The sequence below is a fragment of the Geodermatophilus sp. SYSU D00698 genome, from assembly GCF_054050335.1.
In genome coordinates this window covers 131,083-155,346 of sequence record NZ_JBJGZD010000004.1, presented here as the reverse complement: position 1 = coordinate 155,346, position 24,264 = coordinate 131,083, and the positions used below count along the sequence as shown (strand labels likewise).

At 78.0% G+C, this 24,264-nt stretch carries 24 protein-coding genes; 13 read left to right on the top strand and 11 right to left on the bottom strand.

The window, feature by feature from the left end; genetic code table 11:
• Positions 1-24: 24 nt before the first annotated feature.
• The 6 genes from ACI8AB_RS05575 to ACI8AB_RS05550 form a co-directional block, all read right to left on the bottom strand.
• The gene (locus ACI8AB_RS05575; protein WP_456949278.1) at positions 25-960 is read right to left on the bottom strand and encodes a DUF881 domain-containing protein; all 936 of its coding nucleotides are present in this window, start codon (positions 958-960) and stop codon (positions 25-27) included.
• Positions 957-1,289: a small basic family protein gene (locus tag ACI8AB_RS05570; protein ID WP_456949277.1), complete on the bottom strand. Its 333-nt coding sequence runs from the start codon at positions 1,287-1,289 to the stop codon at positions 957-959. The genes ACI8AB_RS05575 and ACI8AB_RS05570 overlap by 4 nt, the downstream gene beginning before the upstream one ends.
• 3 nt (positions 1,290-1,292) lie before the next feature.
• A complete protein-coding gene (locus tag ACI8AB_RS05565) occupies positions 1,293-2,165 on the bottom strand; it encodes a DUF881 domain-containing protein (RefSeq protein ID WP_456949276.1) in 873 nt (290 codons plus the stop codon).
• A gap of 56 nt (positions 2,166-2,221) precedes the next feature.
• Complete coding sequence (locus tag ACI8AB_RS05560; protein WP_456949275.1) at positions 2,222-2,956, bottom strand: CDP-alcohol phosphatidyltransferase family protein; 735 nt, start codon at positions 2,954-2,956, stop codon at positions 2,222-2,224.
• A 106-nt stretch (positions 2,957-3,062) separates the two neighbouring features.
• Entirely contained in the window at positions 3,063-5,132 is a 2,070-nt protein-coding gene (locus ACI8AB_RS05555; RefSeq protein WP_456949274.1) for an elongation factor G-like protein EF-G2, read from the bottom strand.
• Positions 5,133-5,257: 125 nt separating this feature from the next.
• The gene (locus ACI8AB_RS05550; protein WP_456949273.1) at positions 5,258-6,157 is read right to left on the bottom strand and encodes a PP2C family protein-serine/threonine phosphatase; all 900 of its coding nucleotides are present in this window, start codon (positions 6,155-6,157) and stop codon (positions 5,258-5,260) included.
• A 157-nt stretch (positions 6,158-6,314) separates the two neighbouring features.
• Between ACI8AB_RS05550 and ACI8AB_RS05545 the strand changes: the two genes are divergently transcribed.
• Entirely contained in the window at positions 6,315-6,524 is a 210-nt protein-coding gene (locus tag ACI8AB_RS05545) for a hypothetical protein (RefSeq protein WP_456929616.1), read from the top strand.
• A 77-nt stretch (positions 6,525-6,601) separates the two neighbouring features.
• Here the strand turns inward: ACI8AB_RS05545 and ACI8AB_RS05540 are convergent, their stop codons facing one another.
• Positions 6,602-8,122, bottom strand: coding sequence for a sensor histidine kinase (locus tag ACI8AB_RS05540; RefSeq protein WP_456949272.1), 1,521 nt, complete (start codon positions 8,120-8,122; stop codon positions 6,602-6,604).
• Between the two features lie 114 nt (positions 8,123-8,236).
• On the opposite strand from ACI8AB_RS05540, the gene ACI8AB_RS05535 reads away from it, so the two are divergent.
• Positions 8,237-10,795: an HAD-IC family P-type ATPase gene (locus ACI8AB_RS05535; protein ID WP_456949271.1), complete on the top strand. Its 2,559-nt coding sequence runs from the start codon at positions 8,237-8,239 to the stop codon at positions 10,793-10,795.
• Here the strand turns inward: ACI8AB_RS05535 and ACI8AB_RS05530 are convergent.
• Complete coding sequence (locus ACI8AB_RS05530; protein WP_456949270.1) at positions 10,743-11,327, bottom strand: AAA family ATPase; 585 nt, start codon at positions 11,325-11,327, stop codon at positions 10,743-10,745. The two genes, ACI8AB_RS05535 and ACI8AB_RS05530, sit on opposite strands and share 53 nt — an antisense overlap.
• A gap of 181 nt (positions 11,328-11,508) precedes the next feature.
• Positions 11,509-12,084: a hypothetical protein gene (locus tag ACI8AB_RS05525; protein ID WP_456949269.1), complete on the bottom strand. Its 576-nt coding sequence runs from the start codon at positions 12,082-12,084 to the stop codon at positions 11,509-11,511.
• A 249-nt stretch (positions 12,085-12,333) separates the two neighbouring features.
• Here ACI8AB_RS05525 and ACI8AB_RS05520 point away from each other — a divergent pair, with 249 nt between their 5' ends.
• The 3 genes from ACI8AB_RS05520 to ACI8AB_RS05510 all read left to right on the top strand — a co-directional run bounded on the left by ACI8AB_RS05520 (position 12,334) and on the right by ACI8AB_RS05510 (position 14,712).
• On the top strand, positions 12,334-13,323 hold the full coding sequence (locus ACI8AB_RS05520; protein WP_456949268.1) for a hypothetical protein: 990 nt from the start codon (positions 12,334-12,336) through the stop codon (positions 13,321-13,323).
• Positions 13,324-13,387: 64 nt separating this feature from the next.
• Positions 13,388-13,843 (top strand): hypothetical protein, encoded by a 456-nt coding sequence (locus ACI8AB_RS05515; RefSeq protein WP_456949267.1) that lies wholly within the window; start codon positions 13,388-13,390, stop codon positions 13,841-13,843.
• A gap of 56 nt (positions 13,844-13,899) precedes the next feature.
• Positions 13,900-14,712: a PadR family transcriptional regulator gene (locus ACI8AB_RS05510; RefSeq protein ID WP_456949266.1), complete on the top strand. Its 813-nt coding sequence runs from the start codon at positions 13,900-13,902 to the stop codon at positions 14,710-14,712.
• A 382-nt stretch (positions 14,713-15,094) separates the two neighbouring features.
• Here ACI8AB_RS05510 and ACI8AB_RS05505 read toward each other — a convergent pair whose 3' ends face one another.
• Positions 15,095-15,292 (bottom strand): DUF1918 domain-containing protein, encoded by a 198-nt coding sequence (locus ACI8AB_RS05505; RefSeq protein ID WP_387988159.1) that lies wholly within the window; start codon positions 15,290-15,292, stop codon positions 15,095-15,097.
• Between the two features lie 86 nt (positions 15,293-15,378).
• The gene (locus ACI8AB_RS05500; protein ID WP_456949265.1) at positions 15,379-16,257 is read right to left on the bottom strand and encodes an alpha/beta fold hydrolase; all 879 of its coding nucleotides are present in this window, start codon (positions 16,255-16,257) and stop codon (positions 15,379-15,381) included.
• 120 nt (positions 16,258-16,377) lie between these two features.
• Between ACI8AB_RS05500 and ACI8AB_RS05495 the strand changes: the two genes are divergently transcribed.
• The 8 genes from ACI8AB_RS05495 (at position 16,378) to iolD (ending at position 24,260) form a co-directional block, all read left to right on the top strand.
• Positions 16,378-16,968, top strand: a complete 591-nt coding sequence (locus ACI8AB_RS05495) for a sugar O-acetyltransferase (RefSeq protein ID WP_456949264.1) — start codon at positions 16,378-16,380, stop codon at positions 16,966-16,968.
• Complete coding sequence (locus ACI8AB_RS05490; RefSeq protein ID WP_456949263.1) at positions 16,965-17,519, top strand: TetR/AcrR family transcriptional regulator; 555 nt, start codon at positions 16,965-16,967, stop codon at positions 17,517-17,519. The genes ACI8AB_RS05495 and ACI8AB_RS05490 overlap by 4 nt, the downstream gene beginning before the upstream one ends.
• A gap of 28 nt (positions 17,520-17,547) precedes the next feature.
• A complete protein-coding gene (locus ACI8AB_RS05485; RefSeq protein ID WP_456949262.1) occupies positions 17,548-18,747 on the top strand; it encodes an MFS transporter in 1,200 nt (399 codons plus the stop codon).
• Positions 18,748-18,938: 191 nt separating this feature from the next.
• Positions 18,939-19,319, top strand: a complete 381-nt coding sequence (locus tag ACI8AB_RS05480) for a hypothetical protein (RefSeq protein WP_387988154.1) — start codon at positions 18,939-18,941, stop codon at positions 19,317-19,319.
• Positions 19,320-19,449: 130 nt separating this feature from the next.
• On the top strand, positions 19,450-20,451 hold the full coding sequence (iolC, locus tag ACI8AB_RS05475; RefSeq protein ID WP_456949261.1) for a 5-dehydro-2-deoxygluconokinase: 1,002 nt from the start codon (positions 19,450-19,452) through the stop codon (positions 20,449-20,451).
• Positions 20,444-21,379, top strand: coding sequence for a class I fructose-bisphosphate aldolase (locus ACI8AB_RS05470; RefSeq protein ID WP_456949260.1), 936 nt, complete (start codon positions 20,444-20,446; stop codon positions 21,377-21,379). Before iolC ends, ACI8AB_RS05470 begins: the two co-directional genes overlap by 8 nt.
• Positions 21,376-22,338, top strand: a complete 963-nt coding sequence (iolB, locus tag ACI8AB_RS05465) for a 5-deoxy-glucuronate isomerase (RefSeq protein ID WP_456949259.1) — start codon at positions 21,376-21,378, stop codon at positions 22,336-22,338. Before ACI8AB_RS05470 ends, iolB begins: the two co-directional genes overlap by 4 nt.
• The gene (iolD, locus tag ACI8AB_RS05460) at positions 22,335-24,260 is read left to right on the top strand and encodes a 3D-(3,5/4)-trihydroxycyclohexane-1,2-dione acylhydrolase (decyclizing) (protein WP_456949258.1); all 1,926 of its coding nucleotides are present in this window, start codon (positions 22,335-22,337) and stop codon (positions 24,258-24,260) included. Before iolB ends, iolD begins: the two co-directional genes overlap by 4 nt.
• Positions 24,261-24,264: the final 4 nt, after the last annotated feature.

Genomic DNA, 24,264 nt, shown 5'->3' with positions numbered 1-24,264 from the left:
GAGGCGTGGGGGGCAGGAGGGTCCTCAGTCGGTGTCGGGCTGAGCGTATTGAGGCTCGTCGAGCGGCCGCAACGCGTCCACCACGACCCGGTCGCGCTGCTCGATGTCGACGCTGCCGCCCTGCCGGCCGACCCGGTCCACGACGCCGCCGGGGATGCTCATCGCCGTCTGCAGGTCCTGCGGGGAGCCGATGACGACGACCTCGTAGGGGGCGCTCACCGCCCGCCCGTCGACCTGCAGGGCGCCCGGCACGCCGGTGACGGCGGTGGAGACGCCGACCCGCACGCCGTCGATCTGCATGGTCTCCGCCCCGGCGCCGCGCAGCTCCTGGATGGCGTCGAGCAGGTCGGCGACCCGCACCTGCGCCTCGGGGTCGCGGATGGTCATGACCAGGCCCGGCCCCTCGGCGGCGACGGTGCCGTTGAGGACGGCCAGGGCGTCGGCGCGCTCGTTGGCGTCCTCGAGGGCGGCGGCCGAGCGGCTGTCGGTGTCGGACAGGTCGCGCAGCGCGCTGCGCTGGTCGGCGATCTGGGCGCGCAGCCGCTCCTCCTCGAGGTCGAGGTCGTCGAGGATCGCGACGAGCTCCTCCTCGCGGGCGCCCTCGAGCGCCTGGCCGGTGTCGGTGCTGCGCACCTGCACCGCGATCGCGAAGCCGAGCAGCAGGGTGAGGACGCCGATCAGCAGGCCGGCGACCACGCGCTGCCGGGGGCGCCGCGGGGCGGCCGGGCCCCGCTCCGGGGTGGTGGCGTCCTCCCCGGTGGGCGGCTCCCCCGCGGGCGGCTGCCCGGCGGGTCGCGCGGCGGGCTCGGGGACGTCGCCGGCGGGCTCGGGGACGTCGCCGGCCGGGGCGGTCCCCGCGGCCAGGGCCTCGGCGGGGCCGGCGTCGGTGACCTCCGGCCCGGCGTCGGCCGGGACGGGCGGGCGGGGGTCGTCCCCGGCGGGACGCGGGGTGCCGCTCATGCCCGGAACAGGTGCCGGCGGATGGCCGCGGCGTTGCCGAAGATGCGGATGCCGAGGACGACGACGACCGCCGTGGACAGCTGGGCGCCGACGCCGAGCTGGTCGCCGAGGAAGACGATCAGCCCGGCCACGACGACGTTCGACACGAACGAGATGACGAACACCTTGGCGTCGAAGATGCCGTCGAGGCGGGCGCGGGCGCCGCCGAACACCGCGTCGAGCGCGGCGACCACCGCGATCGGCAGGTAGGGCTGCAGCCACAGCGGGACGGTGGGGTCGATGACGAGGCCGAGCGCGATGCCGACGGCCAGGCCGATGACGGGGATCACCGCTCAGTCCCCCGTGCCGCCGGCGGCGGCCTCGGCCGGGGTGCCGGCGAAGGGCACGGCGGAACGCAGCTCGGGGACTCCCCCGGCGGGAACGGACAGCTCGTCCTCCTGGGCGAACTCGAAACGCAGGCCGTAGGTCTCCGAGATGACCGCCAGGGCGTTGACCTCGGGACTGGCCAGGAACCGGGCCCGGAGGTCGTCCGGGTTCCCGATGGCGCTGACGCGGTAGGGGTTGGTGACCGGGCGGAAGTCCACGAGGACCGCCTCCCCGGCGAAGCGGATCGCGGTGGTCGGGCCGAGCCGCTGGCCGTTGATCGACACCGCCTCGGCGCCGGCGGACCACAGGGCGTTGACCACCAGCTGCAGGTCGCCGTCGCGGACGTCGCCGCTGCCGTCGTCGTCGGTGCCGCCGACCGGGTCGGCGTCGGCGTCGGGCTCGGCGTCGGCCAGGGTGACCAGCAGGCCGGGACCGGTCACCGCGTCGAGGCCGGCGGCGAGCTCGGCGGCCTCGAGGGCGTCGATGGCCCGGCGGCCGACGGTGCTGGCGGCCAGCGCGTCGTCGCGGGCGTCGGCGACCCGGCCGCGCAGGTCCTCCAGCTCGGCGGCGAGGTCGTCGGTGCTGGCGGACTGGGCACCGATCTCCTCGACCAGCCGGGCGCGGACCTCGTCCTGCCCGGCGGCCCGCGCGGCGGCCTGGTGGTAGGTCACCGAGAACAGCAGCCCGGCCAGCGCCATCGTCACCGCGACCGCCAGCGCGCCCAGCCGGCGGCGGCGCGGCGGCGCGTCCCCCGGGCCCGCGGCGCGGGCCCCCGCAGCACGGGCGTAGGCGGGGTCCAGGGTCTCGGCGAGCACCTGGTCCAGCAGCGAGGCGCCCATGGACCGCACCCCGCCGCGGGCCGGCGGGGCCGGCCGGGGAGTCGGTCGGGTCGCGGTCACGGCGCCGGGTGGGCCGGCGCGCCCGCCCCGGACCGGGCCGTCCCCCGCGACAGCGCCCGCTCGGCGCGGACGATCCCGGCCACCTGGACGACGTAGAGCACCCCGGCCAGCACGTAGAGCACGCCGCCCCAGATGGTGAACGCGTAGGCGAACGGCTGGACCCAGGCCAGCCAGGCGCCGGTGGCGTCGTCGGCCAGCAGCAGCAGCGGGAAGGCGTAGAGCAGGTTGAACGTGGCCGCCTTGCCCAGGTAGTGCACCTGCAGCGGCTCGTAGCCGTGGGAGCGCAGGACCAGCAGCATCAGCCCGAGCACCACCTCGCGGCCGACGAGCACCGCGACCACCCACAGCGGGACGACGTCGCGGAACACGAAGGCGACGAGCGTGGCGACGATGTAGAGCCGGTCGGCGGCCGGGTCGAGCAGCGCGCCGAGGCGGCTGGACTGGCCGAGCACCCGGGCGAGCTTGCCGTCGGCCCAGTCGGTGACGCCGGAGACCATGAGCACGACCACGGCCCAGCCGTCCTCGTGCGGGCCCAGCAGCAGCCAGAGGAACAGCGGCACGCCGAGCAGCCGCAGCACCGACAGGGCGTTGGGGACGGTCCACACCCGGTCGGGCAGCTCGTTGCGGTCGGGCACCCGGCCCACACCCGCGTCCGGCCCCACGACCGCGCCCGCCATCGACCCCGGTTCCGGGGACGCCGGGACGGCCGACGACCCCTGCGACGACGTCACTGCTCCTCCACCCCGCTGCACACCGTGCCCGAGGCTAGTCGACGGACCCCGCTCGTCCCCGCCACGCGCAGGATCGTGGCGGGGACGTCCGGCCGGGGGCCGGCGGCTACGCCGGGACGGCGACCAGCGAGGCGGGAGCCGGCTCGTGGCCCAGCGGGCGCCGGCTGAAGGAGCCGGTGCCGTGGCTGACCGAGCGCAGCGCGCCGGCGTAGCCGAGCAGCTCCACCTCGGGCACCTCGGCGCGGACGGTGGTGCGGTCCCGGTGGGGGTCGGCGTCGCTGCCGGTGACCCGGGCCCGGCGGGAGGACAGGTCGCTCATCACCGCGCCGACGTGCTCGCCGGGCACGACCACCTCGACCTCGCACCACGGCTCGAGCACCTTGGTGCCCGCGGCGGCCGCGAGCTCGCGGACCGCCAGCGCCCCGGCGGACTGGAAGGCCGCGTCGGAGGAGTCGACCGAGTGCGCCTTGCCGTCGACGAGGACGAAGGCGACGTCGACCAGCGGCCGGTCGTCGTGGACGCCCTTGGCGCACTGCGCGCGGATGCCCTTCTCGACGCTGCCGTGGTACTGGCTGGGCACCGCCCCGCCGACCACCCGCTGCTCGAAGGTGATGCCCGACCCCGGCGGCCCGGGCTCGGCCTCCACCACGACGACGGCGTACTGGCCGTGGCCGCCGGACTGCTTGACCAGCCGCCCGGTGGCCTTCGCCGGCGCGGCGAGGGTCTCGACCATCGGCACCCGCACCGGGACGGTGGTCACCGCGACGCCGTGCCGGGTGCGCAGCCGCTCCAGCAGCACCTCGCCGTGGGCCTCCCCCACGCACCACAGCAGCAGCTGCCCGGTGTCGCGGGAGCGCTCGACGCGCACCGTCGGGTCCTCGGCGGCCAGCCGGGCCAGCGCGGGCCCGAGCCGGTCCTCGTCGGCGCGGGAGGCGGCCTCGACCGCGACCGGGTGCTGCGGCACCGGCAGGTCCCAGGGCGGCACCAGCCGCGGGTCGCCGGGCGCGGACAGGGTGTCGCCGGTCTCGGCGGTGCTCAGCCGGGCGACGGCGCAGACGTCGCCGGCCGGGCAGGCGGCGACCGGGCGCAGCGCCGACCCGAGCGGGGAGGACACCGCGCCGATGCGCTCGTCGGCGTCGTGGTCGGGGTGGCCGCGGTCGGCGCCGCCGTGCCCGGAGACGTGCACCGGGGTGTCCGGGGTGAGGGTGCCGGAGAAGACCCGCAGCAGGGAGACCCGGCCGAGGTAGGGGTCGGTCGTCGTCTTGACCACCTCGGCGACCAGCGGGCCGTCGGGGTCGCAGGCCAGCGCCGGGGCCTTCGAGCCGTCGGGGCGGGTGACCGGCGGGCAGCCGTGCTCCGCGGGGCTCGGGAAGCCGTGCACGATCAGGTAGAGCAGCGCGTCGAGGCCGATGCCCTGCAGCGGGGCGGCGCAGAGCACCGGGTGGAAGTGGCCGCGGGCGACCGCGGTGCCCAGGTCGGCCATCAGGTCGCCCTGGACCAGCTCGTCACCGGCGAGGTAGCGCTCCATGAGCGCCTCGTCCTCGCTCTCGCCGATGATCCCCTCGATCAGCTCGCTGCGGAGCCGCTCGGCGTCGGGGGCCTGCGCGCCGGGTTCGAGCAGGTTGACCACGCCGCGCACGGTCCCGTCGGGCGCCCGGTCGACGAGGTGGACCGGGTACACCCCCTCCCCGAGCGCCGTCCGGCACAGCCGCACGGTCTCCTCGACGTCGGCCCGGGCGCGGTCGAGCTGGGTGACGACGACGGCGCGCGGCATGCCGACCGCGGCGCACTCCTCCCACAGCTGCACGGTGGTCGCGTCGACGCCGCCGACGGCGGAGACGACGAACAGCGCGGCGTCGGCGGCCCGCAGCCCGGCGCGCAGCTCGCCGACGAAGTCGGGGCTGCCGGGGGTGTCGAGCAGGGTGATCCGGGTGCCGTCGTGCTCGACGGTGGCCACGCCGAGGGTCACCGAGCGCTGCTGGCGGACCTCGACGTCGTCGCTGTCGAGGCAGGTGGTGCCGTCCTCGACCCGGCCGGCGCGCACGAGGGCGCCGGTGGCCACGAGCAGCGCCTCGGCGAGGGTCGTCTTGCCGGCGCCGGCGTGGCCGACGAGGGCCACGTTGCGCACCCGGGCCGCCTCGCGCGGCTCCGGCGCCGGGACGACGTCCCTACCCACGGCGGCCGCCGGGCCGGTCGTTGTCCTGGAGGGGGATGCGCACGGGGACCTCCCGGGCTCACGGGATGTGGTGTGCACCACACCCTGCCCCCGGACGCGCGGGCCGGGCAAGCCCCTGCCGGGCCTCAGTCGGCGGCGGTCCCGGTCGCGGTCCCGGCGGCCGCACCGACGGTGACCTGGACGGTGCACCCGGCCCACCCGGCGGGGGTGACGTCGCCGACGGCGGCGGTCACGTCGTCGCGGGTGCCTGCCGCCAGCGCGGCCATGACCAGCCGGGAGGCGGCGGCCGCGGGGCGCCGCTCGGCGGCGAGGACGCGCTGCAGGGTGGCGGCCGGGACGACGCCGGACAGCCCGTCGGAGCACAGCAGCAGCCGGTCGCCGGGCTCGGCGCGGACGGCGATCAGGTCGGCCCGGCCGGGGTCGGCCGAGCCGCCGAGGGCGCGCAGCAGCACCGAGCGCATCGGCGAGGCGGCGGCCTCCTCGGGGGTCATGTCGCCGGAGTCGACCAGCGCCTGCACCAGCGAGTGGTCGGTGGTGAGGCGGGTGAGGACGCCGGCGCGCATCAGGTGGGCGCGGCTGTCGCCGACGTGCGCGACCACCAGCCGGCCGTCGCGGGTGAGCACGGCCGCGGTGCAGGTGGTGGCCATGCCGGTCAGCGCGGGGTCGGCCGCGGCGGCCGCGCGCACGGCGGCGTCGGCGGCGGCGAGCGCGTCGGCCAGGCCCGCGTCCGGGGCGGCCTCGGTGCCGTCGGCACGGGCGGCGGCCGCGCGGGCGACCACCTCCTCGACGACCAGGCGGGCCGCGGTGGCCCCGCCCCGCCCGCCGCCCACGCCGTCGGCGACGACGAGCAGCGCGGGACCGGCGGACCCGGCGTCCTGGTCGGCGCCGCGGGGGCCGGCCAGGGAGACCGCGGCGGGGTCGAGGACCAGCCGGTCCTGCCCGGCCCCGTCCGGCGGCGGGACCCGGCGCCCGCCCGGCGCCTCGGCCGCGGGGAACCACGGCAGCGGCGTCGACGGGGCGGTCACGGGCGACAGCATGGACTGCCGTGCCCGGTTTCCGGAGGGGAACGGCGCGCGCCGCCCCCGGTGCCGGCCGGCCCCGCCTCCTCCCGCGGTGCCCGGCCCCGCCCCGCAGCGCGAGGGCGGGCACCACGAGGCGGGGCCCGGCCGGGAGACTGGGGCGGTGACGAGCGCGACGGGCGGGCACGCGGCCGGGCGGGACCAGGAGAGCAGCCGGGCGCACGCGGTGCCGCGGGAGGCCGCCGACGGGCCGCCGCCGTGGGTGGCCGCGTGCGGGACGCCGGTCGCCGTCGTCCAGGGGGCGTGGAACGGCCGGCGCGGGCTCGGCTCCGACGACGTCTGCCCGGAGTGCCGCCGGCTGGTCCCCGCCTGAGGCGTCCTGGCTCACCGCCGCGCGTCCCGGCTCACGGTCGGCGCCGAGCCAGGACGCAGCACGATCAGGCCGGCTGGTCATGCGCGGACGCCGCCGGCTCCCTCGAGCGCGTCGTCGTCCTCGAACTCGGCGACGGTGGCGCCGGGCAGCCGCACGGTGAACACCGTCCGCCCGGGCCGGCCGGCCACGCCGACGGTGCCGCCGTGCCCGGCCACCACGGCCGCGACGATCGCCAGCCCGAGGCCGGTGCTGCCGGAGGCCCGCGAGCGCGCGGAGTCGCCGCGGGCGAACCGCTCGAAGACCCCGGCCCGCAGGTCGGCGGGCACGCCCGGGCCGTCGTCGGCGACCTCGAGCACCGCGGTGCCGTCCTCGGCGCGCAGCCGGGTGGTCGCCGTCGTCCCGGCCGGGGTGTGCGTGCGGACGTTGGCCAGCAGGTTGGCCAGCACCTGGTGCAGCCGGGCGGCGTCGCCGGGGACGAGCACGGCCGCGCCGGGCAGGTCCACCCGCCAGCGGTGCCCGGGGCCGGCGGCGTGCGCGTCGCTGACGGCGTCCACGACCAGCCCGGTGAGGTCCACGGTGCCGACGGTGAGCTCGCGGCCGGCGTCGAGGCGGGCGAGCAGCAGCAGGTCGTCGACCAGGCCGGACATGCGCACCGCCTCCGCCTCCACCCGGCGCAGCGAGGTGTCGGCGTCCTCGGGCAGCCCGCCGCGGCGGCGCACCAGCTCGGTGTAGCCGCGGATGGAGGTGACCGGGGTGCGCAGCTCGTGGCCGGCGTCGGCGACGAACCGGCGCAGCCGGGTCTCCGACGCCTGCCGCGCGGCGATGCCCGACTCCACCGAGTCCAGCAGCCGGTTGAGCGCCGCGCCCACCCGGCCGACCTCGGTGCGCGGGTCGGTGTCGGCGGCCGGCACCCGGTCGGGCAGCCGCACCTCGCCGCTGGACAGCGGCAGCGCGGCGACCCGCCCGGCGGTGGCGGCGACCCGGTGCAGCGGGCGCAGCGTGCGGCCCACCACCAGCGACCCGGCGACGCCGGCGGCGAGCAGACCCAGCAGCCCGGCGACCACCTCGACGGCGACCAGCCGGACCAGCGCGGCCTCGGCCGAGGCCAGCGGCAGGCCGGTGACCAGCAGCTCGCCGTCGCCGGCGGGCGAGGCGACCACCCGGTAGTCCCCCAGCGGGCCGAGGCCGACGGTGCGCGCGGCCCCGTCGGCCGGGACGCCGGCCAGCGCGGCGGCCTCCGCGGCGGTCAGCGCCTCGCCGTCGCCCTCCCTGCCGATGACGGCGGCCTCGGTCACCGCGCCGTCGACGACGCGCGCGCCGAGCGTGCCGTCGCCCTGGCCGGGGACGAGCAGGAAGTCCGGCCCGCCCCCCGGGTCGCCGTCCCCGGGCGCGCCCGGGCCGCCGTCCGCGTGCGCCGAGCGGGTCACGGCGGCGGCCAGCCGGTCGTCGACCTGGCCGAGCAGCTCACCGCGGACCGCGGCGGTCGCCGCCACCCCCACCACGACGAGCACGAGGGCCAGCGGGACGAGGAAGACCCACAGCAGCCGCGCCCGCAGCGAGCGGGGCCGGGCTCGCCCGGGGAGGGCACGCGTCGTCACGGCGACCACGGTCCGCGCCGCGGCTGCGCGTCGCCTGGACGCCGGGCGGGAGTCGGCTGTGCCCGGCGCGCCACGCCGTGCCGCCCGCCGTCCCGCCTGTCACAGTCGGGGGCGATGACGACGGGGACCACCGGCCTGACTCCTCCCGCGGCGCCGGCGGGCCTGACCGCCGCCGAGGCCCGCGCCCGGCACCGGCGCGGTGAGGGCAACGTCGCGGTCAGCGCGTCCTCGCGCAGCTACGCGGTCATCCTGCGCACCAACGTCTTCTCCTTCTTCAACGTCATCCTGTTCACCATCGGCGCGGCGCTGCTGGCGCTCGGCCGGTACAGCGACGCGTTCACCAGCGTCGGCCTCGGGCTGGTCAACGCCGCGATCAGCGCGGTGCAGGAAATCCGCGCCAAGCGCAAGCTCGACCGGCTGCAGCTGCTCGCGCGGGGCACGGTGACGGTGGTCCGCGACGGCGCCGACACCGAGGTGCCGCCGGAGGAGGTCGTGCTCGGCGACGTGCTGCGGCTGCGCCCGGGCGGGCAGGTCGTCGTCGACGGGCCGGTGCTCGCCGGGCGGCTGGAGGTGGACGAGTCGCTGCTGACCGGCGAGTCCGAGGCGCTGCCGAAGGAGCCCGGGGACGACCTGCTGTCGGGCTCGTTCGTCGTCGGCGGCGAGGGCGCGCAGCTGGCCCGCGAGGTCGGCGCGGCGTCCTACGCCGGCCGGCTGACCGCCGAGGCGCGCCGGGTCTCCACCGACCGGACGCCGCTGCAGCGGCGGATCGACTTCGTCGTCCGGCTGGTCATGCTCCTGGTGCTGCTGATGAGCGTGACGATCCTGGCGCAGGCCGCGCTGGAGGGCTTCACCCTGGTGCGGACCGTGCAGACCACCGCGGTGCTGTCGGGGCTGGTGCCCTACGGGCTGTTCTTCCTCGTCGCGGTCGCCTACACCGTCGGCGCGGCCAGGAGCGCCGGCCGCGGCGCGCTGGTGCAGCAGGTGAACGCCGTGGAGTCGGTGAGCAACGTCGACGTCGTCTGCACCGACAAGACCGGCACGCTCACCACCGGCCGGCTGTCGCTGGCCGAGGTGCGGCCGGTCGGACCGCTGCCGGCCGGCGAGGTGGAGCGGCTGCTGGGGTCGATGGCCCGCAGCACCGCCGCGGGCAACCTGACGACGGCGGCACTGGCTCAGGCGCTGCCCGGCGACCCGGTGCCCGTCGCCGAGGAGGTGCCGTTCTCCTCCGCGCTGCGGTGGAGCGCGCTGCGCACCGCCGACGGCGTGCTGGTGCTCGGCGCCCCGGACACGCTGGCGCCGCGGCTGACCGGCGAGCCGCTGGGCGTCCCCGTGCGGGAGTTGACCGGGCGCGGGCTGCGGGTGCTGGTGCTCGCCCGCCCCGACCGGGACGCACCGCTGCGCGACGGCGCCGGCCGGGCGCGGCTGCCCGCCCTGGAGCCGCTCGCCGTCGTTGCGCTGGCCGACGAGCTGCGCCCCGGCGTCGTCGACACCCTCGCCCGGCTCACCGCGGACGGCATCACCGTCAAGGTGGTCTCCGGCGACGACCCGGCCACGGTGGCGGCGCTGGCGCGGCAGGCCGGCCTGGAGCCCGGCGAGCCGGTGGCCGGCCCGGCACTGGAGGGCCTGTCGGAGGCGCAGCTCGACGAGGTCGTCGCGCGGACGACGGTGTTCGGGCGGATCGCCCCGGAGCAGAAGGAGCGGCTGGTCGACGCGCTGCGCCGGGCCGGGCACCACGTGGCGATGGTCGGCGACGGCGTCAACGACGCCCGCGCGCTGAAGCGGGCGCACGTCGGCGTGGCGATGGCCGGCGGCAGCGCGGTCACCCGCGACGTCGCCGACATCGTGCTGACCGGCGACTCGCTGGCCGCGCTGCTGCCGGCGGCGCACGAGGGCCGCCGGATCATCACCGGGATCAGCACGTCGATGCAGGTGTTCCTGGCCCGCGTCGGCACCCAGGGGCTGGTCATCCTCGCCGTCACCATGCTCGGGCTCGGCTTCCCCTACTCCCCGGCCAACGTGGGGCTGACCCTGCTCACCGTCGGCGTCCCGACGCTGTTCCTCACCGCGTGGGCCCGCCCGACCCCGCCCGACCCGCACCTGCTCACCACGCTGTGGCGGTTCGTCGTGCCGGCGGTGCTGGTGACCGCGGCCGGCGGGGTCGCCGTCTACGCCCGGCACTACACCGACCTGCTGCAGGGGTTCACCGACGACGCCGTGCCCTCGTTCGTGGTCGACGCCTTCGAGGACTACACCGGGGTGTCCTCCGACGACGTCGGCTTCGCCGAGGCCGCCGCGACCATCGGCGCGCAGACGGCGCTGTCGACGTTCGTCTCCTACGCGGCGTTCCTGCTGATCCTGTTCCTCAAGCCGCCCACCCGGTGGTTCGCCGCCTGGACCCGTCCCGACGGCGACCGCCGCCCCGCGTGGCTGGTCCTCGCGCTGGTGGTCGTGTTCTCCGCCGGGCTGTTCTGGCCGGCGTTCACCACCTACTTCGGGCTCACCGACGCCGCCGACCCGGTCTTCGAGACCGTGGTCCCGGCGCTGGTGCTCTGGTTCGCGGCGCTGACCGCGGCCTACCGGTTCCGGCTGCTCGAGCGGGCGCTGGGCCTGACCGGGGTGGTCAGCCCGCTGCAGCCGCCGGGGTCACGGGACCCAGGAGCCCGGCGAGGGTGAGCGCGGCGGCCCCCGGCCGGTCGACGACGAGGACCTCGCCGGGCGCCGGGTCCGCGGCGCGGTAGCGGTCCCAGCGGCCGGCGTGCCGGCGCATCCGGCCCTCGGGGATGCGCCGGCCGCGGGCGCGCTGGCCCTCGGCGGCGTCGTCGGCGGAGACGTCGAGCAGCACCAGACGGACCGCGCGCCCGGCCCGGCGGGCCGCCCGCAGCACCACCGGGCGCCACCAGCGGCTGGTCCAAGGGTCGGTGAGGACGACGACCGGCGCCGGACCGGCGAGCACGCGGAGGACGCGCAGCCGGTGCGCGGTGTGCACCAGCGGCCGCACCAGGCGGTAGGGCACCCGGGAGCCGGTGCGCCACCGGGCGGCGACGTCCTCGGAGTCGACCGCGGCGACGCCCGGGACGCCGTCGCCGAGCACGCGCCGCACCAGCGTGGTCTTGCCGCTGCCGGGCAGGCCGCCGACGACGACGAGCGTGCGGGCCGGCGCCGGGGGGCGGCCGTCGGGCCGCGCCGACGGCAGCGTGGTGGTCACGGGTCTCCTCCTCGGGGCGCCGGCCGTCGCGGGGGGTGCACTCCGGCGGAGCGGCGGACGGTACCGGCGCACCGTGCCGCGGAGCGGCCCGCGTGCGCGGGCACCGGGGTGCGCGGGGACCGGGGTGCAGTGCGGCGCCGCCCTCCCCAACGGAGGACGGCGCCGCGAGGTGCCGGGACGGTCAGTCGCTCTCGTCGTCGGGGCCGCCGCGGCCGCCCCACCAGGGCCCGTCCCCGTCGGCGGACTGCACGAACTCGGTGACCCTCGCCTCCAGGTCGGCCAGCCGCTCGTCGGCCTCCTCCTGGGTGAGGCGGCCCTCCTCGACGGCGGTGGCGATGCGGTCCTCGGCCGCCGCGACGAGCGCGGCGACGAGGTCCTCGACGGCGACGCCCCGGTCCTCGGCGACCGAGGCGAGGGTGGCGCCGTCGGCCTCCAGGGCGGTGCGCAGCTCCTCCTCGGACAGGCCCAGGGTCTCGGCGACGACCGGGAAGCCGCCGCCCCAGCCGCCGTGCCAGCCACCCCGGCCACCGTGCCAGACCGCGGCGTCGCCGAGGGTGGCGGCGACCTCGTCGGCCTGCTCCTGGGTGATCGACCCGTCGTCGACCAGGCCGGACAGGGCGTCGCGGATGCGCTCCTCGGCCGAGGTGACCGAGTCCGTGGTGGTCGTGTCGTCGTCGGCCACGGCCGGGACGGCGAAGGCCAGGCCGCCCGCGGCCAGGGCACCGGCCGCGGTGGCGAGCAGGATCTTCTTCCGCACGGGCACACTCCTCGCTCGGGTGACCGGTCGATCCGGCCCTGGTCCCGAGGATGGGGCACGAAGCTGTGACCCGGCTGTCAGCCGCCCGTGCCGCGACTGTGGACCGCTGCGTCCGGGTCCGCCGCCGGGCCCGACGGGCCGGTCGAGGCGGGGTCCGGACCCGCCTGACCTGCACCGCGTCACCGGCCGGTCCGCCAGGGGAAACACGGACGTTCCCCGCACGACCCCGATCGGGTCCACCCTGTGCCCGTGCGCGCCGTCCGCCCCTCGCCCGGACGCCCGCGCCGGGGCCCGCTGGAGCGGCTGGTCCTCGGCGCGCTCACGATCGTGCTCGCGTCGGTGCTGGTGGTGACCACGGCGGGACTGCTGGCGGTGGTCCTCTGGGCCCCGGACGGCGCGGAGCGTGCGGAGGTGCCGGACGCGCAGCGGGCCACGGTCGCGCCGGACCCGGGGACGCCGGCCGAGATCCGCGGCATGGGCGTCGTCGGGGAGGCCGCCGCCCCCGTCCCGCCGCCGGTCGCCGTCGACGCCACCGCGGTGCTGGCCGCCGTCGACGCGGCCGCGGGCGCGGCGGACGGCACGGTCGCGGTGGCGGTGCTCGACGCGTTCGGCCGGCCGCTGGTCACCGGTCCCGCCGCCGGGGACGCCCTCCTGTCGGCGTCGGTGGTCAAGCTGCACGTCGTCGGCCGGCTGCTGGCCCTCGACGCGGCCGGCGCGCTCGACCTCGGCGAGGACGACCTCGCGCTGATGGAGCGGGCGATCGTGACCTCCGACGACGGCGCGATGAGCACCCTGTGGGACCGCTACGACGGCGCCGCGCTGGTCACCGCCACCGCCGCCGACGCCGGCCTGACCGCCACCGCCCCGCCGCGGGTCGCCGGCCAGTGGGGCGAGGCCAGGCTCAGCGCGGCCGACGTCGCCGCCCTGCTCGCCGGGCTGGCCGACACGCTCGGCGAGGGGCCGGCCGCGACGCTGCTCGGCTGGATGCGGGAGACCGCGCCGACCGCGGCCGACGGGTTCTCCCAGTCCTTCGGCCTGCTGGCCGGCGGCCCCGGGACCGCGGCCAAGCAGGGCTGGATGTGCTGCGTCGACGGCCGGCGGCAGCTGCACTCGGCCGGGGTGCTGCCCTCGGGCACCGCCGTCGTCCTGCTCGGCGACTTCCCCGCCGCGACGTCGTGGGGACGGGCCCGCGCCGCCCTCGACTCCGCCGCCGCGGCGGTGCTGGCCGCGTTGGGCTGAGGTCCCCAGGGAGCTCACAGGCCGGCCCCAGCCCCTGCGGAGGGTGCGGGGGCAGCGTGCCGTCATGGACCGCGACACCGCGCCCTGGCTGTTCGACCCCGCAGCGGCCCGCGCCCTCGTGCTCGCCCGGCGCTCCCCCGGCGGCGGGCCGGTCGGCGACGTCGTCTCCGACGTGGTCTGGGGCGAGGTGGTGCGCCTGCTGCGCTGGGCGGCCGCCGGCGGGTCCGGGCCCCCGGAGCTGCGGCCGGGCACCTGGTGGCGGCTGGCCGCCGAGAGCGCGGCCCTCCTGCGCCGGCTGCCGGCGCTCAGCGCGGAGATCGACCAGCCCTGGTCGGTGGTCCCGCCCGCGCCCGCCGAGCCCGGCGTCGACCCGGCCGGGCGGATCGGCCAGGTGGCCCGCCGGCTCACCGACCGCCTCCGCTCCGGGGAGCCCGCCCCCCTGCGCGTGCTCGCCGCCGAGGTCGACGCACTCGGCGAGGCGGCCGTCCAGGCGATCGCGGCGCACTCCTTCGGCCGCTAGACGACCGTCGCATCACGATATATCGTTACTGTCATTCGATACGTCAGGAGGCGGTCATGGTGCACGACCCACGATCCGAGGGATGGCGGCCCGGCGGCCGCGGGCACGGGCGCGGCCAGCGGCCGCGCGGGTTCGGTCCGGGCGGGCCCGGCGGCGGGGGCTCCGGGCCCTCCGGCTTCGGCTTCGGCGGCCCGGGTGGCCCCGGCTTCGGCGGCCCCGGCTTCGGTGGCCCGAGCGGCCCCGGTGGCCCCGGTCTCGGCCCCGGCCCCGGTTTCGGCCCGGGCTCCGGCGGCCCGGGCTTCGGCGGCCCGGGAGGCCCCGGTGGCCCCGGCTTCGGCCCGGGCTCCGACCCGGCGGCCGGGTGGCGGCGCCGCGGCGGCCGCGGGCGGGCCCCGCGCGGCGACGTCCGCGCCGCCGTCCTGCTGCTGCTGGCCGAGCAGCCCATGCACGGCTACCAGCTCATGCAGGCGGTCGCCGAGCGCAGCGGCGGGCGGTGGACGCCCAGCCCCGGCGCGATCTACCCGACCCTCAGCCAGCTCGAGGACGAGGGCCTGGTCACGGTGACCGCCGACGCCGGCCGCAAGCTCGCCACCCTCACCGACGCCGGCCGCAGCGCCGTCGAGGAGCTGCGCGGCACCGGGAACGACCCGTTCGGCGGCGGCACCGCGGGCGCCCCCACCGCGGACCTGCGCGGCCTGCTCGACCAGCTGCACGGCGCGGTCCGCCAGGTGGCGCGCACCGGCACCGAGGCCCAGCTCACCGCCGCGGCCGGCGTCCTCGCCGAGGCCCGCCGCGCGCTGTACCTGCTGCTCGCCGAGGGGCCCGACGGCACGCCGCACGCCGGCACGCCGGAGACCCCGCAGGCCTGACCGCCCCACCTCCGGCCCTCCCGCCGCGGCGTCCCGCGGCGGGAGCACCGGCGCGCCGGGGGTCGCCTCGTCCTGCCCCGGGACGTCGGGACGTGCACGAGGCGTGGCCGGGGCCCGTCTCGCCGTGCGTTTCTATGCCGGCCCCGCCTCATCGCGGCGGAAGTTGGGGATAACGGTTATGGGGCCGGCGCGGGCGCCCGTCGGCTCCACGAGGGGCGGTACGCCTGCCGCGGCCGGTCGGGCCGTCCTCGAGCCCGGATGCGACCGGCCAGGCGCGTGGGGCCACCCGCGGCCGCCGGAGCGGTGGGCGGGCGGGCACGCCGGAGGGGCGTCCGCCGCCGACCCGCGCGGGGGGCGTCCCGCGAGGGGACGGCCCCCGCTCCTACGCCTCGGCCGGCTCGGGGACGACGGCGCAGGTGCCGGCCGGGTAGAAGACGCCGGTGTGCCCGTCGGCGTCCCACTGGACCACGTACGGCGGCGCCCCGCCCTGTCCGCGGACCTCGAGCACCCGTCCGGTGCGGTCCGGCTCCCCCTGGTGGGTCGAGCGGACGACGATCCTGTCCCCCACGCGCGCTTCCACGGCGACCTCCCGGCGGTGGCTGGCCCTGTTCACAGCTCGTCCTGGCGGGCCCAGCCTCCCGCTGCCGCCGGGACGGGACAAGGCCCTCAGGCCGCCCCGTCGAGCACCTCGCGCAGCCGGGCCGCGAACGCCGCGGGCTCCCCGGTCTGGCCGTACTCGCCGCCGAGGAAGCCGGCGTGCCCGCCGGGGAAGACGACCGGGGCGGTCCCCAGCGCCTCGGCGACGCCCACGCCGCCGCGGTGCGCGAGCTCTCCCTCGGACCCGGCGCCGACGGCGACCACGACCCGGGTGGGCGCGGCCCGCAGCGCCGCCACGTCGTGCTCGTGGTGGGTGCACGAGACGAGGTTCTGCCCGAGCAGGACGTCGTCGCGCGAGCCGTCGTCCTCGGTGGGCAGGCCGAACAGGGCGGGGTCGGGTGCGGGGCCGGCGAGGTCGGGCGTCACCGGGCCGCGGTGGGCGACCAGCCGGATGAAGGCCGCCATGCCGGCGCCGAGGCCGGACCGCCGGTAGGCCTCCCCGACGGCGTGGGTGGCGGCCGAGGCCTCCGCGGCGTCGGGCACGTACCGCACCGACGGCGGCTCGTGCGCGACCAGCGTGCGCACCTGCCCTGGGTGGCGGGCGACGAGGGTCAGCGCGTTGACCGCGCCGCCGCTGCTGGCGAAGACGTCGACCGGACCGCCGCCGACCGCGGCGACGACGCGGGACAGGTCGTCGGCGTGCTCCTCGGGCGTGCTCGTCGCGGCGCCGTCGGTGCGGCGGCTGCGCTCGGAGCCGCGCGGGTCGTAGGTGACCACCGTGCGGTCGGCGAAGTACCCGGCCAGCGTGCCGAAACCGGCCGCGGCCATGGGCGAGCCGACCAGCAGCAGCACCGGCGCGCCGGCCGGGCCGGGGCGGACGTCGTAGGCGAGGACGGCGCCGGGCACCTCGAGGGTGCGGGTCTCGAGCGCGGGGGCGGTGCTGGTCATCTGGGGCCTCCCGTAAGCGGTGGTGTCGAGGGGTGGACCGCCGTGGCGGACGGGAGTCATCGGCGGGCCGCCCCGTGACGATGCGTACGGTCGTCCGCATGGATGTGTACGCTCGTCCGCATGACCTCGCTGCCCGCCCCGGACGACGGCCGGACCATGCGCGAGCGGATGCTCGCCGGCGACCTCTACGTCGCCGACGACCCCGAGATCGGCGAGGAGAGCGCCGCCGCACTGGACCTGGTGGCCGCCTACAACGCCACCTCGGTCCGCCAGCGGCCGTTGCGCCGGCAGCTGCTCGGGCGGCTGCTCGGCTCGGTCGGCGAGGGCACCGAGATCCGCCCGCCGCTGTACGTCGACCACGGCCGCCGGATCCGCGTCGGCGCCCGCTGCTTCGCCAACGTCGGCCTGGTCGCCCTCGACGTCGCGGCGATCACCATCGGCGACGACGTGCAGATCGGGCCGAACGTCCAGCTGCTCACCCCCACCCACCCGGTGGAGCCCGGGCCCCGGCGGGACGAGTGGGAGGCCGCGCGGCCGATCACCATCGGCGACAACGTGTGGCTCGGCGGCGGGGTGATCGTGCTGCCCGGCGTCACCATCGGCGCGGACACCGTCGTCGGCGCCGGGTCGGTCGTGACGCGGGACCTGCCGGCCGGCGTGGTCGCCGTCGGCAACCCGGCCCGGGTGGTCCGCGAGCTGGACCGGGGGTGAGCGCCCCCGTCCGGCGGCCGCGGCGGCACGACCCCGGCCGCCGCGACCGGCTGGTGGCCACGGCGCTGGACGTCATCGCCGACGCCGGCGTCACCGGCGCCACGCACCGGGCCATCGCCCGCGCCGCCGACGTGCCCCTGGGGTCGATGACCTACCACTTCGCGAGCCTGGACGAGCTGCACGCCGCGGCGTTCACCCGGCACGTCGAGGAGGTGGCCGCCCGCCTCGACGCGCGCATGTGCGCCGCGCCCGACCGGGTCGCCGCCCTGGACGCGCTGGTCGAGCACCTCACCGGCGACCTGCTCGGCTCCGGCCGGGACCTCGTGCTCGCCGTCGAGCTCTACGTCGCCGCCGCCCGCCGGCCGGCGCTGCGCGCGGTCACCCAGGACTGGATGCAGCGCAGCCGGGCGAGCCTGGAGCGCCACTTCGACCCGGTGACCGCCCGCGAGCTCGACGCCCTGGTCGAGGGGCTGGTGCTGCACAGCGCCCTGTCGACCGACCCGATGGACCGCGCCCAGATCCGTGCCGCCATCCTCCGCTTCGCCGCCTGACCCGCCCGCCCCTCCAGACAGGACACCCGTGTCGGACACCCTCCCGGTTCCCGCCCCGCCCCGGCTGCGCGCCGCCCGCGCCGCCGTCGCCGCCTGCTTCTTCGTCAACGCGGTGCTCTTCGCCGACCTCGTGCCCCGGCTGCCCGAGGTCAAGGACCGGCTGGGCGTCTCCAACGCCGAGCTCGGCGCGGCGCTGGCCGCCCTGCCGCTCGGCGCGCTGGTGTCCGCGCTGGCCTCGGCCGCGCTCATGCGCCGGTTCGGCTCGGCGCGGGTGGCCTCCTGGGGCCTGGTGGCGCTGGCCGCCGCCGTCTGGGGCGCCGCCGTCGCGCCCTCGTGGTGGCTGTTCGCCGGGGCGCTGTTCGTCGCCGGCGCGCTGGACGCGGTCGTCGACGTCGCCCAGAACGCGCACGGCCTGCGGGTGCAGCGGGCCTACGACCGGTCGATCCTCAACTCCTTCCACGGCCTCTGGAGCATCGGCGCGGTGGCGGGCGGGCTGCTGGGCTCCGCCGCGGCGGGCCTGCGCGTCCCGCTCGGGGTGCACCTGGGCGTGGTCGCGGCCGTCTTCGCCGTCGTCGCGCTGGTGGCGCACCGGTCGATGCTGCCCGGTCCCGACCAGGAGGAGGTGCCCCACGACGCCGTGCCCGCGGGCGGGCGGGGGACGCTGCGGGCGGTCGCGCTGCCGCTGGCGGCGCTCGGCGTGCTCGCCGCGTGCGGGGCGTTCGTCGAGGACGCCGGCTCCTCGTGGAGCGCGCTGTGGCTGCGCACCGAGGTGGGGACGGGCGCGGCGGCCGCGGGGCTGGGGTTCGTCGCGCTGTCGCTGGCGATGACCGTCGGCCGGCTGACCGGCGACCGCGTCGTCGACCGGTTCGGGCAGCGCCGGGTGGCCCGTGTCGGCGGCGCGATGGTGGCCGCCGGCATGGGGCTGGCGCTGGCGGTGCCGTCGCTGGCCACGACGCTGGCCGGGTTCGCCCTGGCCGGGCTGGGCGTCGCGACGCTGGTCCCCGCCGTCTACGCCGCGGCCGACGACCTCCCGGGGCTGCGGCACGGCGTGGGGCTCACGCTGGTCAACTGGCTGCTGCGGATCGGCTTCCTGGTGTCCCCGCCGCTGGTGGGCGCGCTCGCCGACGCGACCAGCCTGCGGGTCGGGCTCCTGACCGCCGTCGTCGCCGGGGTGGCCACGGTGCTGTGCGGCCGGGTGCTGAAGGCGTCGGTGAGCCGCACGACCTGAGGGCCCGGCATCCGGTGGTGCACGACCGGGGTCCCGGCGGCCGGGCCAGGGAGCGGAGCTCGGAACCTGGCCCGGTGCCCCGGCGAGGAGTCCCCCTCTACTCGGCCGGGGCGGAGCACGTGCACCCAGGGTGCACGCCCGGTGCACGGTCCGCATCCCGGGCTGTCGGTACCGGGGGTCAGGATCGGCCGGTGACCGCCTTCTTCCTCCCCCGCGCCACCGACGACGACCAGGCCGAGCGGCTCTACGAGGCCCTCGCCGAGTTCGCCGGCTGCGAGCCCGCGCCGCCGGGCGCGCGGGTGCGCTCGGTCGCCTTCGACCAGGACGGCGCCCGGTGGGTGGCGGAGGTGGGCCGCGAGCTGCGCGGGCGGCGGACGACGCGGCTGCTGCGCCGCGGGGAGCTGCTCGAGCACACCGAGGAGCTCACCGACCCCGCCCGCGTGCTCGCCGTCTACCCGGGGACGCCGTACCACGTGGTCACCGACGCGCAGCCGATCACCGGCACCGCCTCGGGGTGGGCCAACCCGTTCCCGGTCACGCCCGGCGAGGTGGTCCTGTTCGACCCCCGCTGAGCCGGGGCGGCCACCGGGGTGCCGCGCTCACGATACGATGTCGCTATGTCCTGACAAAGCCTTGACGCCGGAAGGTGTCGCGGCGCACAGTCGGGTCCCACGGGGCACGACGCACAGGACGGAGCGGACCGTGGACGACACCCCCGACGAAGTCGCCCCCGACGTCGTGGTGATGGGGCGCAGCGGCGTCGACGTCTACCCCCTGCAGGTCGGCGTGGGGCTCGAGGACGTCGAGTCCTTCGGCAAGTACCTCGGCGGCAGCGCGGCCAACGTCGCCGTCGCCGCGGCCCGCCTCGGGCACTCCCCCGCGCTGGTCACCGGTGTGGGCGACGACCCGTTCGGCCGCTTCGTGCGCCGGGCGCTGCGCGAGCTCGGGGTCGACGACCGGTTCGTCGTCGTCGACCCCGACCACGCGACGCCGGTCACCTTCTGCGAGGTCTTCCCGCCCGACCACTTCCCGATCTACTTCTACCGCCGCCCGACCGCCCCGGACCTGCAGATCCGGCCGGAGGACCTCGACCTCGACGCGGTCCGCGGCGCGCGGCTGCTGTGGGCGACGGTCACCGGCCTGTCCGAGGAGCCGAGCCGCTCGGCCCACCACGCCGCCTGGGCGGCCCGCGGCCGCCGCCGGCACACCGTGCTCGACCTCGACTACCGGGCGGTGTTCTGGCCCTCCCGGGAGGCGGCCGCCGAGCAGGTCCGCGCCGCGCTCCCCTCGGTCACCGTGGCGGTCGGCAACCGGGAGGAGTGCGAGGTCGCCGTCGGTGAGACCGACCCGGACCGGGCGGCCGACGCGCTGCTGGACGCCGGCGTCGAGCTGGCGGTCGTCAAGCAGGGCCCGGAGGGGGTCCTCGGCGCGACCCGGGACGAGCGGGTCGTCGTCCCGCCGACCCCGGTCGAGGTCGTCAACGGCCTCGGCGCCGGGGACGCCTTCGGCGGCTCGCTGATCCACGGGCTGCTCACCGGCCTGCCGCTGGAGCAGCTGCTGCGCGAGGCCAACGCCGCCGGCGCGATCGTCGCCTCGCGGCTGGAGTGCTCGACCGCGATGCCCACCGCGGCGGAGGTGGCCGCCCACGTCGCCGCCGCCCGCCCGGCCGTCCCCACCCCCCGCCTGGAGGGCACCCGTGTCTGACACCGCCGTGCACCTGCCCGCCGTCGGGACCGCGCCGGTGTGCGCCACCTACGCCGAGGTCACCGAGCTGCGCAGCCGCTCCCCGCAGGCGGTCGCGCAGGCCCTGGCCACCCGCCGCCGGCGGCCGGCCTTCCTCCCCGACGACGGCCGGCTGATGCTGATCGCCGCCGACCACCCCGCCCGCGGCGCGCTGTCGGCGCAGGGCCGGCCCACCGCGATGCACAGCCGCACGGAGATGCTCGACCGGCTGCGCGCCGCGCTCGCCCGGCCCGGGGTCGACGGGCTGCTGGCCACCGCCGACGTCGCCGAGGACCTGCTGCTGCTCGGCGCGCTGGAGGACAAGGTGGTCGTCGCCTCGATGAACCGCGGCGGCCTGGCCGGCTCGGTGTTCGAGATCGACGACCGGATGACCGGCTACGACGTGCGGGGCGTGGTCGACGCCCGGTTCGACGCGGCCAAGATGCTCAACCGCGTCGACCTCGACGACCCCGCCACGGTCGTCTCGCTGGAGACCGCCGGCCGCGCGGTCACCGCGCTGGCCCGCGCCGGGCTGGTCGCGATCCTGGAGCCGTTCCTGTCCCGGCGGGTCGACGGGCGGGTGGTCAACGACCTGTCCCCCGACGCGGTGATCAAGAGCGTGCACGTCGTGCAGGGCCTGGGCGCCACCTCCGCCTACACCTGGCTGAAGCTGCCGGTGGTCGCGGAGATGGAGCGGGTGGCAGACGCGACCACGCTGCCCACGCTGCTGCTCGGCGGGGACCCCTCACGCCGGCCGGAGGAGACCTACGCGCAGTGGCGCGACGCGCTCGCGCTGCCGCCGGTGCGCGGCCTGGTGGTCGGCCGCACGCTGCTCTACCCGCCCGACGACGACGTGGAGGCCGCGGTGGACACCGCCGTCGCCCTCGTCCACGGAGGGAGCCGACCGTGACCGCCACCGCCCCGAGCACCACCGCCCCGAGCACCACCGCCCCGAGCACCACCGCCCCCGGCTCCCGCTCCCTGCACCTGCCCGCCGGGTCCGCCGCCGCCGGCCCGTACGCGCTGGAGGTCACGCCCGAGTCGGCCGGCTGGGGCCACACCGGGCTCCGCGTGCTCGAGCTGCCCGCCGGCGGCCGGCACGTCCTGGACACCGGGCCCGACGAGGTCGTCGTCGTCCCGCTGGAGGGCGGGGTCACCGTCGCCTGCGACGGGGAGGTGCTCCCCCTGGCCGGCCGCAGCTGCGTCTTCGCCGGGCCGACGGACTTCGCCTACCTCCCGCTGGGGGCCACCGCCGAGCTGACCAGCCGCAACGGCGGCCGGTTCGCCCTGTGCAGCGCCCGCGCGCGGCGCCGGTACCCCGTCCGGTACGGCCCGGCCGCCGCGGTGCCGGTCGAGCTGCGCGGCGCCGGCCGGAGCAGCCGGCAGGTGCACAACTTCGCCACCGCCGGCGTCCTCGAGGCCGACTCGGTCATCGCCTGCGAGGTGCTCACGCCCGGCGGCAACTGGTCGAGCTGGCCGCCGCACAAGCACGACGAGACCTCCGCGGTGGAGACCGAGCTCGAGGAGGTCTACTACTTCGAGGTCGCCACCGGCCCGCAGGGCCAGCCCGGCCTGGCCTACCACCGCGTGTACGGCACCCCCGACCGGCCGGTCGACGTGCTCGCCGAGGTCCGCGACCGCGACGTCGTCCTGGTGCCGCACGGCTGGCACGGACCCTCGATCGCCGCGCCCGGCCACGACCTCTACTACCTCAACGTCATGGCCGGTCCCGGCCCCGAGCGGGCGTGGCGGATCGTCGACGACCCCGCGCACGCCTGGGTCCGCGGCACGTGGGCCGACGAGGACGTCGACCCCCGGCTGCCGCTGCCCATCCACCGCCCCGACCCGGAGGGAGCGTCCCCCTCGTGAGCCAGACCCCGCCGCAGGCCCGTCCCGGGACCGCCCGGATGACCGTCGCCCAGGCCGTGGTGCGCTTCCTCGCCCAGCAGTCCACCGAGCGCGACGGGCACCGGCAGCGGCTGTTCGCCGGCTGCCTGGGCATCTTCGGCCACGGCAACGTCGCCGGCCTCGGCCAGGCGCTGCTGCAGGCCGAGCTGGAGTCCCCGCGGGCGCTGCCCTACGTGCTCGGCCGCAACGAGCAGGCGATGGTGCACACCGCCGTCGGCTACGCGCGCGCGAAGGACCGGCTGCAGACCTGGGCGGTGACCACCAGCATCGGGCCCGGGGCGACCAACATGGTCACCGGCGCGGCGCTGGCCACGGTCAACCGGCTGCCGGTGCTGCTGCTGCCCGCCGACACCTTCGCCACCCGCGCCGCCGGCGCGCTGCTGCAGGAGCTCGAGCGCCCCGACAGCGGCGACGTCTCGGTCAACGACGCCCTCCGCCCCGTGTCCCGGTGGTTCGACCGGGTGGAGCGGCCCGAGCAGCTGCCCGCCGCGCTGCTCGGCGCCATGCGGGTGCTCACCGACCCCGCCGAGACCGGCGCGGCCACCGTCTGCCTCCCGCAGGACGTGCAGGCCGAGGCGTTCGACTGGCCGGTCGAGCTGTTCGCCCCGCGCACCTGGCACGTCGGGCGCCCGCAGCCCGAGCCGGCCGCCCTGCAGCGCGCCGTCGAGGTGATCCGCTCGGCCCGGCGGCCGCTGCTCGTCGCCGGCGGCGGGGTCGTCTACTCCTCCGCCACCGCGGCGCTGGACGCGTTCGCCACCGCCACCGGCATCCCGGTCGCGCAGACCCAGGCCGGCAAGGGCGCGCTGCCCTTCGACCACCCGCGGTCGGTCGGCGCGATCGGCTCCACCGGCACGACGGCGGCCAACGCGCTGGCCCGCGAGGCCGACGTCGTCATCGGGGTCGGCACCCGCTGGCAGGACTTCACCACCGCCTCCCGCACCGCCTTCGCCGACCCGGGTGTGCGGTTCGTCAACGTCAACGTCGCGGCGGTGGACGCCGCCAAGCACGCCGGGGTGACGGTGCAGGCCGACGCCCGCGAGGCGCTCACCGCGCTGACCGGGGCGCTGGCCGGCTGGTCGGCCGACGACGCGTACCGCGCCCGCACCGCCGAGCTCGCCGCCGCGTGGGAGGCCACGGTCGAGGCCGCCTACCACCCGGCCACACCCGGCAGCGGAGGCCGGCTCACCCAGAACGAGGTCATCGGGCTGGTCAACGAGGTGTCGGCGCCGCGCGACGTGGTGGTGTGCGCGGCCGGGTCGATGCCCGGGGACCTGCACAAGATGTGGCGGGTCCGGGACCCCAAGGGCTACCACGTCGAGTACGGCTACTCGTGCATGGGCTACGAGATCCCCGGCGGCATCGGCGTCCGCATGGCCAGCCCGGACCGTGACGTGTTCGTCATGGTCGGCGACGGCTCCTACCTGATGATGCCGACCGAGCTGGTCACCGCCGTCCAGGAGGGCGTGAAGGTGGTCGTCGTCCTGGTGCAGAACCACGGCTTCGCCTCGATCGGCGCGCTCTCGGAGTCCCTCGGGTCGCAGCGGTTCGGCACCCGCTACCGGTACCGGTCGGGCTCCGGCCGGCTCGACGGGGACGTGCTGCCGGTCGACCTGGCCGCCAACGCCGCCAGCCTCGGCGTCGACGTCCTCTCCGCCCAGGACGGACCGAGCCTGGAGGCCGCCCTCCGCAAGGCCAAGGCGAGCGACCGGACGACGGTCGTGCACGTCGAGACCGACCCGCTCGTCGACGCGCCCTCCAGCGAGTCGTGGTGGGACGTGCCGGTCAGCGAGGTCTCCACGCTCGAGAGCACCCGGCGCGCCCGCGCCGTCTACGCCGAGGAGAAGGCGCGCCAGCGCCCGTACCTCACTCCTGCCCAGCCCTGATCCC

What these genes read in the sequence shown, in the direction of transcription:
- ACI8AB_RS05575 (WP_456949278.1), bottom strand. Translation starts at nt 960, where the DNA reads ATGAGCGGCACCCCGCGTCCCGCCGGGGACGACCCCCGCCCGCCCGTC.
- ACI8AB_RS05565 (WP_456949276.1), bottom strand. Translation starts at nt 2,165, where the DNA reads ATGGGCGCCTCGCTGCTGGACCAGGTGCTCGCCGAGACCCTGGACCCC.
- ACI8AB_RS05535 (WP_456949271.1), top strand. Translation starts at nt 8,237, where the DNA reads ATGACGACGGGGACCACCGGCCTGACTCCTCCCGCGGCGCCGGCGGGC.
- ACI8AB_RS05515 (WP_456949267.1), top strand. Translation starts at nt 13,388, where the DNA reads ATGGACCGCGACACCGCGCCCTGGCTGTTCGACCCCGCAGCGGCCCGC.
- ACI8AB_RS05510 (WP_456949266.1), top strand. Translation starts at nt 13,900, where the DNA reads ATGGTGCACGACCCACGATCCGAGGGATGGCGGCCCGGCGGCCGCGGG.
- ACI8AB_RS05500 (WP_456949265.1), bottom strand. Translation starts at nt 16,257, where the DNA reads ATGACCAGCACCGCCCCCGCGCTCGAGACCCGCACCCTCGAGGTGCCC.
- ACI8AB_RS05495 (WP_456949264.1), top strand. Translation starts at nt 16,378, where the DNA reads ATGACCTCGCTGCCCGCCCCGGACGACGGCCGGACCATGCGCGAGCGG.